This window comes from Teredinibacter sp. KSP-S5-2 (assembly GCF_032773895.1).
GTDB lineage: Bacteria > Pseudomonadota > Gammaproteobacteria > Pseudomonadales > Cellvibrionaceae.
In genome coordinates, this window is record NZ_CP120416.1 from 1,715,659 (window position 1) to 1,730,691 (window position 15,033).

At 44.6% G+C, this 15,033-nt stretch carries 13 protein-coding genes; 4 read left to right on the forward strand and 9 right to left on the reverse strand.

Translation table 11 applies throughout. The features are described from left to right. Positions 1-29 precede the first annotated feature (29 nt). From P5V12_RS07855 to P5V12_RS07870, 4 genes are all read right to left on the reverse strand, one after another. On the reverse strand, positions 30-2,798 hold the full coding sequence (locus tag P5V12_RS07855; RefSeq protein WP_316956797.1) for a valine--tRNA ligase: 2,769 nt from the start codon (positions 2,796-2,798) through the stop codon (positions 30-32). A 171-nt stretch (positions 2,799-2,969) separates the two neighbouring features. Further along, complete coding sequence (locus P5V12_RS07860; RefSeq protein ID WP_316956798.1) at positions 2,970-3,626, reverse strand: hypothetical protein; 657 nt, start codon at positions 3,624-3,626, stop codon at positions 2,970-2,972. 19 nt (positions 3,627-3,645) lie between these two features. Further along, entirely contained in the window at positions 3,646-4,080 is a 435-nt protein-coding gene (locus tag P5V12_RS07865) for a DNA polymerase III subunit chi (protein WP_316956799.1), read from the reverse strand. 12 nt (positions 4,081-4,092) lie between these two features. After that, positions 4,093-5,598, reverse strand: coding sequence for a leucyl aminopeptidase (locus P5V12_RS07870; RefSeq protein ID WP_316956800.1), 1,506 nt, complete (start codon positions 5,596-5,598; stop codon positions 4,093-4,095). A 262-nt stretch (positions 5,599-5,860) separates the two neighbouring features. Here P5V12_RS07870 and lptF point away from each other — a divergent pair, with 262 nt between their 5' ends. Both lptF and lptG read left to right on the forward strand, forming a co-directional pair. Next, a complete protein-coding gene (gene lptF / locus P5V12_RS07875; protein WP_316956801.1) occupies positions 5,861-6,982 on the forward strand; it encodes an LPS export ABC transporter permease LptF in 1,122 nt (373 codons plus the stop codon). Between the two features lie 14 nt (positions 6,983-6,996). After that, positions 6,997-8,061, forward strand: coding sequence for an LPS export ABC transporter permease LptG (gene lptG, locus P5V12_RS07880; protein WP_316956802.1), 1,065 nt, complete (start codon positions 6,997-6,999; stop codon positions 8,059-8,061). Between the two features lies 1 nt (position 8,062). On the opposite strand, the gene P5V12_RS07885 is transcribed toward lptG, so the two are convergent. After that, complete coding sequence (locus tag P5V12_RS07885) at positions 8,063-8,548, reverse strand: RDD family protein (RefSeq protein ID WP_316956803.1); 486 nt, start codon at positions 8,546-8,548, stop codon at positions 8,063-8,065. Between the two features lie 196 nt (positions 8,549-8,744). Here P5V12_RS07885 and P5V12_RS07890 point away from each other — a divergent pair, with 196 nt between their 5' ends. Together P5V12_RS07890 and P5V12_RS07895 are read left to right on the forward strand one after the other, a co-directional pair. Then, a complete protein-coding gene (locus P5V12_RS07890) occupies positions 8,745-9,308 on the forward strand; it encodes an HD domain-containing protein (RefSeq protein ID WP_316956804.1) in 564 nt (187 codons plus the stop codon). 44 nt (positions 9,309-9,352) lie between these two features. Beyond that, positions 9,353-9,691, forward strand: a complete 339-nt coding sequence (locus P5V12_RS07895) for a tRNA-binding protein (protein ID WP_316956805.1) — start codon at positions 9,353-9,355, stop codon at positions 9,689-9,691. A 108-nt stretch (positions 9,692-9,799) separates the two neighbouring features. Here the strand turns inward: P5V12_RS07895 and P5V12_RS07900 are convergent, their stop codons facing one another. The 4 genes from P5V12_RS07900 to P5V12_RS07915 form a co-directional block, all read right to left on the reverse strand. Beyond that, positions 9,800-10,825, reverse strand: a complete 1,026-nt coding sequence (locus P5V12_RS07900; RefSeq protein ID WP_316956806.1) for a serine protease — start codon at positions 10,823-10,825, stop codon at positions 9,800-9,802. 367 nt (positions 10,826-11,192) lie between these two features. Continuing rightward, positions 11,193-12,740 carry an endonuclease gene (locus P5V12_RS07905; RefSeq protein ID WP_316956807.1) on the reverse strand — a complete coding sequence of 516 codons (1,548 nt, stop codon included), beginning with the start codon at positions 12,738-12,740 and terminating at the stop codon, positions 11,193-11,195. Between the two features lie 180 nt (positions 12,741-12,920). Beyond that, entirely contained in the window at positions 12,921-13,409 is a 489-nt protein-coding gene (locus P5V12_RS07910) for a hypothetical protein (RefSeq protein ID WP_316956808.1), read from the reverse strand. Positions 13,410-13,773: 364 nt separating this feature from the next. Further along, the gene (locus P5V12_RS07915) at positions 13,774-14,493 is read right to left on the reverse strand and encodes a DUF3108 domain-containing protein (RefSeq protein ID WP_316956809.1); all 720 of its coding nucleotides are present in this window, start codon (positions 14,491-14,493) and stop codon (positions 13,774-13,776) included. Positions 14,494-15,033 lie beyond the last annotated feature (540 nt).

Sequence of the window (15,033 nt, forward strand, 5' to 3'; positions counted from 1 at the left end):
CACCTGATAAGGCGGCTTTTTTTTATCATTTATAGTGTTTTGATTTTCTTCTTTTGCTCTTCCAGTTTTTGTGCCGAAGATTGGTACTCCGTTAATTTGTCCTTTTCCTTTTGCACTACATCCGCTGGGGCTTTATCGACAAACTTGGGATTATTTAGCTTACCTTCCAAACGCTTTACTTCTTTTTGCGTTTTCTCCAGCTCTTTGTTTAATCGAGCTAATTCTGCATCTTTATCGATCAGTCCAGCCATTGGCACAAGTACTTCCATTTCACCAACAATGGCCGTCGCGGAAAGCGGTGCTTCCTGACCAGCGTCTAACCATTCAAGCTGCTCTAGTGATGCAAGTTTCTTGAGGAATTGCAGGTTTTCTTCCATGCAGCGTTTGTCATTCACACTGCCGTTTTGGAAATAAACTGGCAATTGTTTGGATGGAGCAATATTCATTTCACCGCGAATATTACGAATACCCACGACAACATTTTTCACCCATTCAATATCTGCCAGTGCCTGCTGATCCACTTTACTTTCGTCGGGCTCAGGGTAGCGAGCCAGCATAATGGTGTCGCCTTCGGCGCCGGTCAGCGGCTTCACTCGTTGCCAGATTTCTTCGGTGATAAACGGAATGAGTGGGTGTGCTAAACGCAATGTGGTTTCCAGTACGCGAACCAGTGTACGGCGTGTGCCTTTTTTAATTGCGGCAGAAGCGTTTTCATCCCAGAGTACAGGTTTGGTCAGTTCCAAATACCAATCGCAGTAATCTTTCCATACGAAGTCGTAGAGCGCCTGACTGGCTAAATCCAGACGATAAGTATTCACGCCTTCGATAACGGCTTTTTCGGCTTGCTGCAAGCGGGCGATAATCCAGCGATCAGCAAGGCTCAATTGATAGTCATCAGAGCCATCTTGGCCGCAGTCTTCGCCTTCTGTATTCATGAACACGTAGTTGGACGCATTCCAAAGTTTGTTACAGAAGTTACGGAAGCCTTCAATACGGCCCACATCAAAATTAATATCACGGCCGGTTGAGGCCAGTGAGTAGTAGGTGTAACGCAGGGCATCTGTTCCGTACGAAGCAATGCCCTCGGGGAAATCCTTGCGGGTCATCTTTTCAATTTTTTCTTTCAGATGCGGTAGCATCATGCCTGCGGTACGCTTTTGTACTAAAGATTCCAAATCAATTCCGTCGATCAGATCGATAGGGTCGAGTACGTTACCTTTCGATTTCGACATCTTCTGGCCGTGGCTGTCACGCACCAAGCCGTGAACATAGACGGTGTGGAAGGGCACTTCTTTTTTGAAGTAAAGGGTCAGCATAATCATGCGTGCAACCCAGAAGAAGATAATGTCAAAGCCGGTTACCAGAACCGAGGACGGATGGAATGTTTTAAGGAAATCGGTATCTTCAGGCCAGCCCAAGGTGCCGAATGTCCATAAACCGGAAGAGAACCAGGTATCCAGTACGTCTTCGTCCTGACGTAGTTCTACGTCGGCTGCAATGTTGTTCTTTTGTCGAATTTCTTCTTCATTACGAGCAACATAAACATTGCCGTCATTGTCGTACCAGGCTGGGATTCGGTGTCCCCACCAGAGTTGACGGGAAATACACCAATCCTGAATGTCACGCATCCATGAGAAATACATATTTTCGTATTGTTTGGGCACGAACTGAATGGAGCCATCCTCAACGTTTTTGATGGCTTCATCGGCAAGGGATTGGGTTTTTACGTACCACTGGTTGGTGAGATAGGGTTCGATCACCACGCCGGTTCGATCGCCGCGGGGGACCTTCAGTTTGTGATCTTGAATCTTCTCAAGCAGACCCAAAGCTTCCAGGTCTTCCACCACTTGTTTACGCGCATCGAAACGATCCATGCCACGGTATTTTTCTGGAACCGTGTTATTGAGTTTTGCATCATCAGTAAGAATGTTGATGACATCCAGATTGTGACGTTTGCCCATGTCGTAGTCGTTGAAGTCATGGGCTGGTGTGATTTTTACACAGCCGGTACCGAACTCTTTGTCTACATAATCGTCGGCAATAATCGGAATTTCACGGCCAACCAACGGTAGCGTGATGGTTTTGCCTATGAGGTCTTTGTACCGCTCGTCCTCAGGGTGTACTGCAACTGCGGTATCGCCCAGCATCGTTTCTGGGCGGGTAGTAGCAACAACCAAGTGGCCTGAGCCGTCCGTTAGGGGGTAGCGGAAGTGCCACAGGTGACCGTTTTCTTCTTCACTGATGACTTCCAGATCGGAAACGGCGGTATGGAGTTTCGGATCCCAGTTAACCAGACGTTTGCCACGATAGATTAATCCGTCTTCATGGAGGCGAATGAACACTTCCTGCACGGCTTTATAAAACCCGTCGTCCATGGTGAAGCGTTCGCGGCTCCAATCTGGTGATGCACCTAAACGACGAAGCTGGCGAGTGATATTACCGCCGGACTCTTCTTTCCATTCCCAAACGCGTTCAATGAATTTTTCGCGACCTAAGTCATGTCGGCTTTTGCCTTCGGCATCCAGCAAGCGCTCAACAACCATTTGCGTGGCAATACCTGCGTGGTCTGTACCCACTTGCCAAAGAGTGTTATTGCCTTTCATTCGATGGTAACGAACCAGAGCGTCCATAATGCTTTCCTGGAAACCGTGTCCCATGTGGAGGCTACCAGTGACGTTGGGTGGGGGAATCATGATGCAGTATGGGTCGCCTTCACCGCTGGGGGCAAAATAACCGCTGTTTTCCCAAGTTTGGTACCACTTTTGTTCGATGGATGACGGCTGGTAGGTTTTATCCATAGTCGTATTCTGGAGCCTTTCTCTATTGAATCTATGTTAGTTAGGTCGAAAGCGCCGAATTATACCTTGTAGCGCTGCATTCTGCAGCGCCGCAAGCTATTGATTTTTTGGGCTTTATCAGGAAATGCTGAATTATGTGGGGGGAGTATGGAAAAAGGGCGAAAAATACCGTTATTTTTTTTGCGTAAGACGTTTACTTAGCTCTTTTCGCAGTTCTTGCTCAATTTGCGGCAAGAATTGCTTAACCAGTTTATCCACTAGTTCCTCATTCGAATTGTTGTTCTGCTGACTAGCTGACTGAGCCAGTTGCTTCTGGTGGATTGCCTGTGACGACTTGAGCAGGGTTTTGGAGTCTTCAACTGACCTTGAAAGAGTTTCACCCACCATATTCAGGTCGTTAACTAACTTGGAGCGGTGTTGATTCAGTTTTTGTCGAATACTGGCTGGCAAAAAAGGGTTTTCACTTTTTGGGGTTAACTCCACTTTGGGTTCCAGCTTTATTTCTGAATCGTCTTCCTTACCATCAATGGTGATTTCATAGTCAAGGTCATCTTCTGAGATGTTATCCAGAGTGGCGCTGGCTTCTTCAAATAGTGAACGTTGGCCGGGAAGCACTTTTGGCGGCTGTGTACGTGGCATGGACTGGGTACCTAGGTCCTTATTTGTTATAAAATTTGGTTTTTTTTCAGCCTGATCAGAGTTATCCGGTATGGCGTCTCTTATCAGTGTTTTGTTCGGGTCGGAAAAAATGCTGCCATTGATAAGAGACTCATGAATTGCTTCCAGTTCAAGTAGCAGGTCGTTCTTATTTGGTTTGCCGTTTTCCAAGGAAAGGATCTCGTTACTGTTATTTCATTGTATGGGTTTTTAGTGGGTAACCTCGCGAGCGGTAATATTTAAAGTTATCTCGCGTTGAGCTAAGTATAGGTTCGTTTTGTACGACAATTTCTGCCATCCGTTTAAACCGGCTAAAAAAAGCAGGTCGCCCTTGCGTTAAGTTTACCAGTACATCGTGATGTTCAATATCATCTTGATCATGACTAATGACAACTGGTTCAAGGTTTTCCGCTGAAGGCTCATTTCCCAGCACGCGATGTGGAATAAATGACTCAGGTCGGAAACTCCAGAGCAATTCATCAAAGGCCTGGCTCATGTTCTGGTCTTGAGTGGCCACAAGAACTCTGTTGCCCTGACGCACAGCTTTTTCTATGTAGCGGCACGCAAAACGGTGCCGCTCATTAATGTCCTGGCTTTGCAGTACGTAAAAATCAATTAAAGTCATGGCAATATCGTATTAAGCGTTCAGCAGGTAGTCCAAAAGCAGTGCGACAGGTCTCCCAGTTGCCCCTTTGGCTCCGCCTTGTACCCACGCTGTTCCTGCGATATCCAAATGTGCCCAAGGGTACTTTTTGGTAAAGCGGGATAAGAAACAGGCTGCGGTCACGCTTCCTGCTTGGGGGCCACCAATATTTGCCATATCGGCAAAATTGCTATCCAGTTGTTTTTGGTATTCATCCCATAAAGGCATTTGCCACGCGCGGTCATGCATCTTTTCGCCACTGGCTAACAATTTGTCAGCGAGGGCTTGGTCGTTACTGAATAGTCCAGTTGCATGATTACCCAACGCAACCACGCAAGCACCAGTTAGCGTGGCAATGTCCACTACTGATTTAGGCTTGTATCTCTCGGCATAGGTCAGGGCGTCGCATAATACCAGCCTGCCTTCGGCATCGGTATTTAAAATTTCGATTGTTTGCCCTGACATGGAGGTAACCACATCCCCAGGTTTGGACGCGCGGCCAGATGGCATATTTTCTGCGGCAGCGATGATCGCAACCACATTAACGGATGCCTGTAGTTCAACCAGGGCTGTCATCACACCCATTACAGAAGCCGCACCACACATATCAAACTTCATTTCATCCATGGCAGGGCCGGGCTTTAAGCTGATGCCGCCGGTGTCAAAGGTAATGCCTTTACCCACAATAACATTGGGCTTTGCTGTTTTTGCGCCACCACGGTATTCCATGATGATGAGTTTGCCGTCCTGGGCGCTACCTTTGGCCACGGAGAGAAAGGCACCCATGCCCAATTTTTCGATTTGTTTTTCTGTTAACACCTTGGTGGTGAGTTTGGTCGAAGAAGTTGCCAGTTTTTTCGCTTGGTTGGCCAGATATTCCGGTGTGCAGATGTTGCCGGGCAGGTTACCCAGCTCCCGAGTGGTATTGATGCCGTTACCCAGTGCTTGTCCCAGTTTGAGGCCTTTTTTTGCGTCGTTGACCTGTTTTGCGTCATCAACAACCAATGTGAGTTTCTCTAACTTGGAGGAATCTTTATCGGAAGCTTTGGTTGTGGCGTATTTGTAATCGACTCTCTTGGCTTCTGTGGCAAATAGTTGTGCAATGGTTGATGGAGAGTTGTCTGTGTCTGACAGATTCACCTGATCCAAATAAACCGCAGCGTTTTTAATGTGCGAGCCTTTTAATGCTTTCAACCCAGATTGGATGCTGGAAATGTAGTCTTTGCTTGAAATGCTGGATTTGCTTTTCTTTTCTGCTTGCCCAAGTGATACCAGTAACACATGTTCATATGCGCGTTTTTTATTGGGGGCAAGATGAACCCAGCAGTGACTGCCTGCTTTATTTTTAAGCGCTTTGCTCTCTAGTATGTGTGATAGGGTGCCGTTAGCTTCTTTATCGATGAGTTGGGCACTTGATTGCAATGTGTTGTCCAAGGCAAATACCACGGCACATTGAGTTTTTAGAGAGTTAGCATTTGCGCGTTTTACGATCAAATCCATAAGTAGTTGGCAACCTGTTGTTGATGCGAAGAGTTGAGTTTCGATGTTTTCTTTTACTATAGTGGCAATTGTAAAGAAAAATCGTCACAAGAACAGATGCACATCGCCTTCATTGTGAAAACTGATAAAATGCGCCGCTTGTGATCAGACCTGTTCAGACACCTTGGGAGTCACTAAACTACGCATATTTCGCGTGGCTGGGGATAACGTGCGCTCCGGCAGCAGGTACTAATAAATACTCATTAAAATTGAGATTAGCTGTTTGATTATTTTCCGTTACCTTGCAAAAGAATTACTGGGCAGTTTATTTGCTGTCAGTTTTGTACTTTTGCTTATTATTATCAGTGCACGATTTGTTTCTTATCTGGCAGAAGCTGCAGCAGGTGGTTTGGATACCGGTGTGCTTCTGACACTCATGGCCCTGCGTTTGCCGGGGTATCTCGAGTTGATTCTTCCGTTGGGGTTGGTCATCGGAATTATTATGGGGTACGGCCGTTTATATGTGGACAGCGAACTGACAGTGCTTTCCGCTTGCGGCTTCAGTGAGCGTCGCTTTTTGGTTTATACCCTGATGACGTCTTCCTTTGTTGCACTACTGGTCGCCTTGTTCAGCACCTATCTCGGCCCTATTGGTGTGCGTGCATCAGAGGCTCTGCTTGCAGAACAACGTAATCGAACGGATTTTGAAACTTTGAAACCTGCACGTTTTCATGAACTGGATGACGGTCGTGGGATCAGTTATGCGGAATCGGTATCGGAGGACAAAACCGAGCTGATTCAGGTGTTTATGGCTCAGGTTTCTCTGGACGATACCGACGAGCGCTTAACAGTATTGACTGCCTCCTCGGGTGAAACTGTCATTGATCAGGATACCGGCAACAAGTTTCTGTTATTGAAAAATGGTCGTCGGTATATCGGACGACCCGGCGATAAGGATTACCAGATAATCCGTTTTAACAGCTATGCGCAAAAACTGCCAGAGCCGGACTATAACGTCAAACCCAAACGGGAAACGGATGGTTTATCCACATTTGAGTTGCTTGAGCGCGATAGCAAAGAGGCACGGGCGGCCATTCAGTGGCGTATTTCCTTACCCGTTTTGGTGATGATTGTGTCGTTAATCGCGCTGCCGTTGAGTAAAACCCAACCTCGTCGCGGGCGCTACGGCAAGTTGCTGCCTGCAATTATCATCTACGTACTGTATCTGGTTGCTATCAACGCGGCCCGGGGAATGGAGGAAGGTGGTGATGCGCCTTTTTCCGGCGTGATATGGTACGTGCACTCCGGCTTTTTCTTGTTGGGCATATTTTTGTATAAAGCCTCCAGTATCAAGCGTCTGTTGCAGAAGAAAAACCAATCAGCAAACGTTAAAACGGCAGTATAGGCAACCGGTAACCTATGAAAAAAATAAAGCGATATATTGCCACTACCATTCTTAAATCCATTGTCGGGGTATTATTTGTCATCCTTTCTTTGGATGTGTTATCCGCGTTAATCGACCAGCTTGATCAGCTTCGAGGAGGGTATAACTTTCTGGAAGCGATTATTTATGTTGGTTTGTATGTGCCATCCAGTACTTATGATTTTCTGCCATTATCCGCATTAGTCGGATGTTTGTTAGGCCTGGGTTCGTTAGCCAACACCAGTGAACTGGTGGTGATGCGCTCTGTTGGTGTATCCATTCTACAGGTCATTTGGGCTGTAACCCGGCCGGTATTGTTGATTATTGCCGGGGGTATTCTGCTAGGGGAATACGTTGCACCATATACCGACCAATACGCCGACAGCCGCCGGGCTTTGGCTCAGGGACACGAAAGTGCCATGCGGATTGAGCGTGGGGTATGGAACCGCGAAGGTAATGAATACATGCATTTCAACGCGGTATTACCCAACGGTAAATTGTATGGGGTGACACGCTATATCTTTGATGAACAGAAGAATTTAATCGAAGCGAGTTTTGTTGATTCTGCTATTTACCAGGGGGAAGGGTTGTGGATTGAGCAGGATGGTGTGGTGACATATTTCAATCAGGATTCTGTTCAAAACTCCGGGTTTACCTTTCGGGAGTGGCGTACTGAAGTCTCACCGAATCTGCTGAATATTCTGGTTTTAGACGCCGACGAGTTACCCATGCAGCGTTTGTATTCGTACTCTAATTACCTGGACAAGCAAAATCTGGATTCCAGTGAGTACCGGTTAGCGTTTTGGCAAAAAGCTCTGCAGCCGCTAGCCACCATTAGTCTGGTGGTCATTGCAATATCATTTATCCTTGGCCCTCTGCGTCAGGTTTCAATGGGCTTTCGGGTTTTTGTTGGCGTGCTGATTGGGCTCGTCTTTCAGACCTCACAACAGCTACTTGGCCCTGTGAGTATTATCTGGGGGTTTTCGCCCATGCTTGCGGTCTTGATCCCAATTGCCTGCTGTTTTGTTATTGGTGGCGCTTTGATTAAACGGGCGAAGTAACTCACTTCGCTTTTTTCTTTTTCTTCCTGGGTGGTTCTAGTAATACCTTGGTTTGCGATAAGCGATCATGTAAGCAGAGCTTGTCCTTATCCAGCCATGTCCAAACATAGCCAATCAGGGAAGGGGCAAGAAATGAAGAAAGCACTGCTCGAATATAGGCTGCTTTAACTGATGGATGTCGGTTTTCTTCGCCAATTATAGTGAGTCGCCAGGCTTTCATACCTGCCGTTTGGCCGGCTCGGCACCAGAAAAACACGTAAAAACTGCTGAGACAAATATACCAGCCGATTGGGAAGAGCGGGTGTGTCAGTCGAGGTTGATACTCTTCCGAGCCCGTACCAAACAAAGCGACATGGATCGCGAGTGCAATACCACCGTATGCCATGCTCAGGGCCAATAACAGCAAGCTGTCATATACTAGCGCAGCAATACGTCGCCAGACTGGCGCGACGGGAAGAGGTATTTGATAGTGTGGAGACTGATACATATTGAACCCGGAATATAGTGAGGCGGGTATTTTACCGATTTTCCTGGTTTATTAAACGTGTGATCGCAATGCGGTCGTTGGGGATTGTCGAAGGAAATAGGGAAACGCAACCGAATTATCATTGCTAGAGTCTTTTTTCATTCCTAAGCTAATAAGAAATACAACGTTAAATAATCACCGACCTAACGGAGGTTTTGTGCCGAATTCCTGGGACCCGGATATTTATTCCAGAGCGTGGGACTATGCAACTCTAGCGCATGAAGGACAAACGTACGGCGGAGCCGAGGAGGGTGTGCAGGTTCCCTATATCAATCATGTGGCGAGCGTGGCGATGGAAGTGGTATGTGCGTTGATTCATACTGATGAGCAGCTTGATGCCAATCTCGCCGTACAGTGTGCGTTATTGCATGATGTGGTGGAGGATACTTCCATTGGATACCATGAGCTAGTAGATAGCTTTGGATTATCTGTTGCTGATGGTGTTCAGGCATTAACGAAAGATTTTCAACTGACGACAAAGCGCGAACAGATGGCGGATTCTGTGAAGAGAATTCAGCAACAGCCAAAAGAAATCTGGATCGTGAAGTTGGCCGATAGAGTGAGCAACTTATATCGTCCTCCATTTTTCTGGGATCAGGAGCGAATTTCATATTACCGTGACGAATCTCAGTTCATATTGTCGGAGCTGGGAGAATGTAATGCCATTTTACATTCCCGGTTACGAAAAAAAATTGAAGAATACGGTGATTTTCTACGTTGATACTTGGTCAGTGTTCTTCTAAAACTCCAGGTATAAATAAGAAAATGAATGAAATAAGTTGGAACGATTTTCAGAAAGTTGAATTGCGAATTGGTACTGTTATAGAAGTTCAGGATTTTCCCGAGGCCCGAAACCCCGCCTATATATTGCAAGTTGACTTTGGTTGCGAAATTGGCATTAAAAAATCCAGTGCACAAATAACAGATTTGTATTCCAGAGAAAGTTTAGTCGGTAAACAAGTTGTGGCGGTTGTTAACTTTCCGGCAAAACAAATTGGACCGATTATGTCCGAGTGCTTGGTTACAGGTTTTCATCGTGAGGATGGGGCGGTTGTATTGGCTGTGCCTGACGCAGAAATTCAAAATGGCGCTCGTTTGGCTTAATTAATCAGAGTCAGGTTGGTATATGTTATATACGTATATAAATAGAGCCCACTGGGTGGGCTCAACTGTGCGAAATTATATCATGCCGTTTATGTTTAAAGTCTTTTATTAAAAACAAACACCAGTATAGGACCACACTTGTCGCCAATGACTGCCGCTGCCAGGAAAAATGACAGCTGAGTTATTTAACGAACACCAGGGACCGTGTAAACACTTGTAAATGGTATTGTCTGTTGTTACCACGAGATCTCCAGTGTTGTATGAGTTACCTAGTGTAAATGACGGAATTCCACAATCTGTTGTAGAACTACTGCTGCCATTTCCTCCAACTTCACCGTTGGTAGAATCAATAATCCATTGACGAACGTGTTGTACATCAACGTATATTCCAATACCGCTAACGGTTCCACATTGATTACCTGAGGCGATAACACCGGCTAAGTAAGATGTATTATTCGCGTTAATCATCAGTGGGCCGCCACTATCACCACCGCAGGGGCCAGGTGCACCAATTTCGCCTCCGCATAAAATGCTGTTATTGCCTGAAAAACCAAATGGGGTGAAAAATGTGTCGACACAAATGTTTTTATTGACAACCGAGACATTGACTTCTTGTAGGGTGTTACTTGGGTTCGGGTTGCCAAAGCCTGAAAACCCCCATCCGCTAACAACACCAGTTTGACCGGCTCGTATTGTATTTTCAGGTGGGATGGATAAGCGTGTCAGTTGACTACTAGGCGCTCTGTTAAGCTGAATTAAGGCAATGTCGTAGCCGGAAAAACTATTCCTGTAATTAGGGTGAGTGATTGTTTGGGCAACCTGAAAACGTTGGCCGCCATTTGTTAGATCTCCAGTTCCTGCAACGATGCTTAAACCGCTTATTTGATCGATACAATGTGCCGCACTAATTACCCAACGTTCTCCAACTAAGGTTCCACCGCATTTATGTTTTTGCGATCCATCCTGTAGGGAAACCTGGTAGCTTCTCTGAGAGAAATTGGATGAGCCTCCTCCAATAACCCTTGTTTGAATAGTGTCTTGTGCCCAGGATGGTGATAGGGGACTGATGGCAAGAAGGAAAAAAGGTATGTTTTTTAATTTTTTTATTGAGGATTTAATTATTTTAAATTTCATTTTTTATCTCCCAGTTTGAGGTGTTGATTAGTGTTGTTTCTTTGGGAGGAAAAAATCAATACGCGTGAGAGTGATATTTTTATTGCGTGTAATGGATTTTAGACGTGAATCAATCTGGTGCTGAATTTTACAAGGTTTTACCTTTTTATTTAGTACATCTAATTTATGTAATAAATAAAAAAACCATTTTCAACGGTATTTTTTTGTTGAGGATTATTTTTTTACGTTCGTCCATATTTATTTGTTTTTTATGATAGTGAAAAAAATAATTGATGGAAAGTGTTATTTCTTCGTCTCGGTTTTTGTGGCGTTTTTAATCTTAAAAAGAACCCTGCGAAAAAGCAGGGTTCCATGTTGAATGGAAAGATTACTGGTAATAGTATTCGAGGTTAACGTCGCTGTATGCTGAATAACCATAAATACTTATCCACCATGTGTCTTGAGCTGGCGTATTGATTGTGCAGGATTCATTGTTCCCAGAAAGATATGGTCTGCAGTCGTATGTGCTGAGTGTCGCGTAACTACCTTTTCGTACATACAAATCGGCATCACCAGTCCCGCTATTCATTGATACTTCCAGTTTTGTTGTGCCCGATGGAACTTGAATCGTGTAATTACGCCATTGACCTGCAGAGCCGGATATATTGGTGTGACTTTCTCCTACGGGCTGCCCGGAAGAGGAACCACCAGTTATGAAACTTGCCGTCAGATTGAGGTTGCTAAAGCTCTCGTAAGCTCTCACACCAATATAATAGTCTCCCGCACTGGGCGAAGAGACTGAACAGCTTTCAGCATTACCGGATTCATAAGGTCGGCAGTCGTATGTGGATGTGGTGGGCTTGCTGCCGTAGCGGATATATAAATCTGCATCGCCTGTCCCTCCAGATATAGCGATGTTTAAATCCGAGGCATTTGAGGGAACATTGATTTTATATTCCACCCAATTGCCCGTAGATGCGGATAAACCTGCAATTGTTTGCCCATTGCTTATTGTTCCTGTGCCACCAGATGAACTGCTGCTACTTGAACTGCTGGAGCTACTGCTACTGGAGGATGAACTGCTGCCTGAGCAGTTATTTTGGTAAATACAGGCAACCCATTCCGGGTGATCAATAAAAGGGTTTCGATTGCCTTGGTAACCATAGACTTTGTCATTACGTAGCATTTCGTTGCTGTCTACCGGGTCTTGGTTATGCCATTGAATTAACGTGGACAGCTTGCCCATGTAGGCTAATGAAGCATTAGAGCCAGTACCCTGTATCAAGCTGGTGTTGTCGGTGAGTTGCAAATTGGGCTCGGAAGCACCGGTAACTCCGTGATAACCCCCTTCATAGCGAATGTCCATGTAAAACATGGCTCGGGCAATGTCGCCTTTGCGTTCGTCCCAGACTTCCCAGCTATCGCTATCCGTCCAGTTGGAATCTCCCGAGCCGCCACGACCGTCGTTATATGCGGTTGCTTTTTCACTGCATCCGCTGGTGCAGTTGTCAAAGTATTTGTTACTGCGAGAAGAGTTATAAGACACATCGGCGGCAAACAGGTGGTGAACGTCCGTGTAGGGGTAGTTGCTGCTGTTATCGTTGGGAAAACCTATGGACTTTGGCCAGGAGTGCTCGCGGTTGTAGTTTGTGTTGCCACCAGAGGCTTTGGGGTAGGCAGAATTTTTGTATATTACGGCTACTTGCCCCGAGTTTGTTTGGTCTTCATCTGCATCGGCAATAATGTCCCAGGTATCTGTTGCCGATGAGGTGTAAGGGTATCGGGTGTGGTCATCAATAATGTTATGCAACGATGATCTAAGGCTGGAAGCACTTGATGGATTTGCACTGTTGTAGTAGCTAGAAGGGGCCTCGGAAAAAGCATTTACTGCCAGAAATAAAAAAATGCCAATAAAAAAAATCTTTGATGTTCTCATTAAAACTGCTCCGAAATAAGTGGAAGCAGTTTTGTACGGCCTGAAGATTAATAAGAAGTGACATTCCTATTGCTTTTCTGTTAACTATTTATGTAATGAACAATAGAAAGATCATTGCATGCCAAATAAAAGATTATGATCCCTGCAATTTGGTGGAGGATGGCGTTTATTTTTTAAAGCTTAAAAAGCGTACGAAAATTTCACTTTTACTTTATTTTCGGATAAATGCAGATCGTAATTTCTTAATTCGGTGAACTGTGTATATGCACTTCTTTTAGGGGATGAAAAGCGAGTTACTCGATAAGGTTTTTTACTGGTATGACCAGTTGCATTCCAATAGCTATCCACGCTTAGTTTAAGGAACTTACGTAGTGCTTCTGTACCTGAATAATTGTTCCCATGTGTATTGGCTAGCCATCGATTATTAGCCAGTTTTTGGGATAACGACATGCTCGAATCTTTTTCTGCTGCTGCAGAGAGAAAAAGTGTTTCGTTATCCATCATACGTATTGGGGTGAGTGGAATCTCACTGCAATTATCGCGTGTTACCCCGAACTCTGTTAATGCTGGCGCGGCATAAGTTACCGAAGAGAATGCAATACTCACAATTGGCAAACCAAATGCCAAACAATGAGATATACATTTTTTTAGTGCGCGAAATAAAACCATTTTTGCACCTCCGGTATTAAAAGTATGGTCCAAGCTTATCGAAAAACTAGGTTTATTTGGTGGTGAGAATTAGATCAAATTGTCATGAATTCTGATAAAAAATGGCAGCTTCATTTAATATACGAGGAGGGTGGGTAAGGAGATCAGTTTGGCTCATTATCTAAAGGTTAGCGACTGCTAACGTAAGCGTTGTCTAATATTTTCTTTTATGCATTACTCCTTGTCGATTTTGGCGACATGATAACGAAAATGTCTAATTTGTTTGTGGGTAGCTTCTTCGGCATATTTACTGGCTGGGGTAATAGTAATAACCAAAAGGCATAGCTGAGTGGTTTTTATAACCTTACCTGCTTTGAGCTCGTGTTCAGCGTTTATAGATTTCATCTGTGAGCTGCTTGGAACCGTTATAGTTGACCAAGTTTAATTCAGATGTTTTACCGTCCTTTTCTTGATGTTGAATCCTGCCTATTTGATAGTTAAGTTCAGGAATAAACCATATTCGGGTTTGTTTTTCATCATCGAGGTTAATTCTTTCGTATTTTAGAGCGAGATATTTTTTTTCCTTCACCAAAATTTCTTCTTGCCCAATTAATACATAATTTCTTTCATTTATCCGTTCCTTTTTTACAAATTTGAAGTTGAACTTTTTCTTTTGATTAAATGCATCTCGTTGAAGTTGCAATTGATATATTGCTGGGTCAAGTACGCCACTGAATATGTTATGTGTGGTATTTTTTTCTGGCTTCTTTTTGCTGGTGTATTGTGCTGTGAGTGTTTTCCAGTCGAACTGAATTCGTTCGATGCGAGAAATGCCCAGGGCTTTTTTTCTTTCTTCGTAATACTTTGGGTGAAGAATCCCTTCTTTTATAAAAAACTCACTTTTTTCTTTAATTGAGCCGAGAAGGTTCGATGCTTCCGATTGGGAGAGATATTGATCGACACCGGTTTTATACAAAGTACGTGTTAAGTCAACGGGAAAACCGGAAATTTCACCTTCGTATTGTGCGGAGTACAAAACCTGATTTTTAGCGAACAGGTTGCTGGAAAAGGTGAGAAGAACGAAAAGTGTTAACAGAAATCTCATGGTTCCAATTTGGCTCGTTGTTTATTCATATTAGCCTCAGAGTATACTACAGGAGCTGAATTCAAACTGAATTAGGCGGGGGGCCGGCCTTTTCGTATTAAATTAAGGAGAAGGCCTGCTGAATGGTTGGGTGTAAATTGATCAATATGGCTCGAATGAGCCTAGTGATATGGCACAGGAGCCCTCGTTTTCCGGTGTAGGGGCGTCTTCATAGTTGAAATTTACGCCGTGCGCGGTCTAAAATACGCCGCATTTGAGGGCTGGCCCATAGTGTTACAGGGCAATACTGCTCAATCAATCGCAGCAACTGCTATCCTGAACTTTAGGTGAAATGGTGGCGAGTTGCTCTCATATGAAGACGTGGCGGTGAGTGCCGTTACTCTCTTCAATCATCTTCATAAATCTCGTTCAGTAAGAATGTAGGCTGCAGAAGAGATGTAAAAGCGCCTAGTTCAAAGCGGATGTGTGTTTTTAATAAATACATCATCGAATTGGAATAGTGTGTTTTGCAGAGATAATAGTTGTCCCTGTGTGGACACG

What these genes read in the sequence shown, in the direction of transcription:
- P5V12_RS07855 (WP_316956797.1), bottom strand. Translation starts at nt 2,798, where the DNA reads ATGGATAAAACCTACCAGCCGTCATCCATCGAACAAAAGTGGTACCAA.
- P5V12_RS07865 (WP_316956799.1), bottom strand. Translation starts at nt 4,080, where the DNA reads ATGACTTTAATTGATTTTTACGTACTGCAAAGCCAGGACATTAATGAG.
- P5V12_RS07870 (WP_316956800.1), bottom strand. Translation starts at nt 5,598, where the DNA reads ATGGATTTGATCGTAAAACGCGCAAATGCTAACTCTCTAAAAACTCAA.
- lptG (WP_316956802.1), top strand. Translation starts at nt 6,997, where the DNA reads ATGAAAAAAATAAAGCGATATATTGCCACTACCATTCTTAAATCCATT.
- P5V12_RS07885 (WP_316956803.1), bottom strand. Translation starts at nt 8,548, where the DNA reads ATGTATCAGTCTCCACACTATCAAATACCTCTTCCCGTCGCGCCAGTC.
- P5V12_RS07895 (WP_316956805.1), top strand. Translation starts at nt 9,353, where the DNA reads ATGAATGAAATAAGTTGGAACGATTTTCAGAAAGTTGAATTGCGAATT.
- P5V12_RS07900 (WP_316956806.1), bottom strand. Translation starts at nt 10,825, where the DNA reads ATGAAATTTAAAATAATTAAATCCTCAATAAAAAAATTAAAAAACATA.
- P5V12_RS07905 (WP_316956807.1), bottom strand. Translation starts at nt 12,740, where the DNA reads ATGAGAACATCAAAGATTTTTTTTATTGGCATTTTTTTATTTCTGGCA.
- P5V12_RS07910 (WP_316956808.1), bottom strand. Translation starts at nt 13,409, where the DNA reads ATGGTTTTATTTCGCGCACTAAAAAAATGTATATCTCATTGTTTGGCA.
- P5V12_RS07915 (WP_316956809.1), bottom strand. Translation starts at nt 14,493, where the DNA reads ATGAGATTTCTGTTAACACTTTTCGTTCTTCTCACCTTTTCCAGCAAC.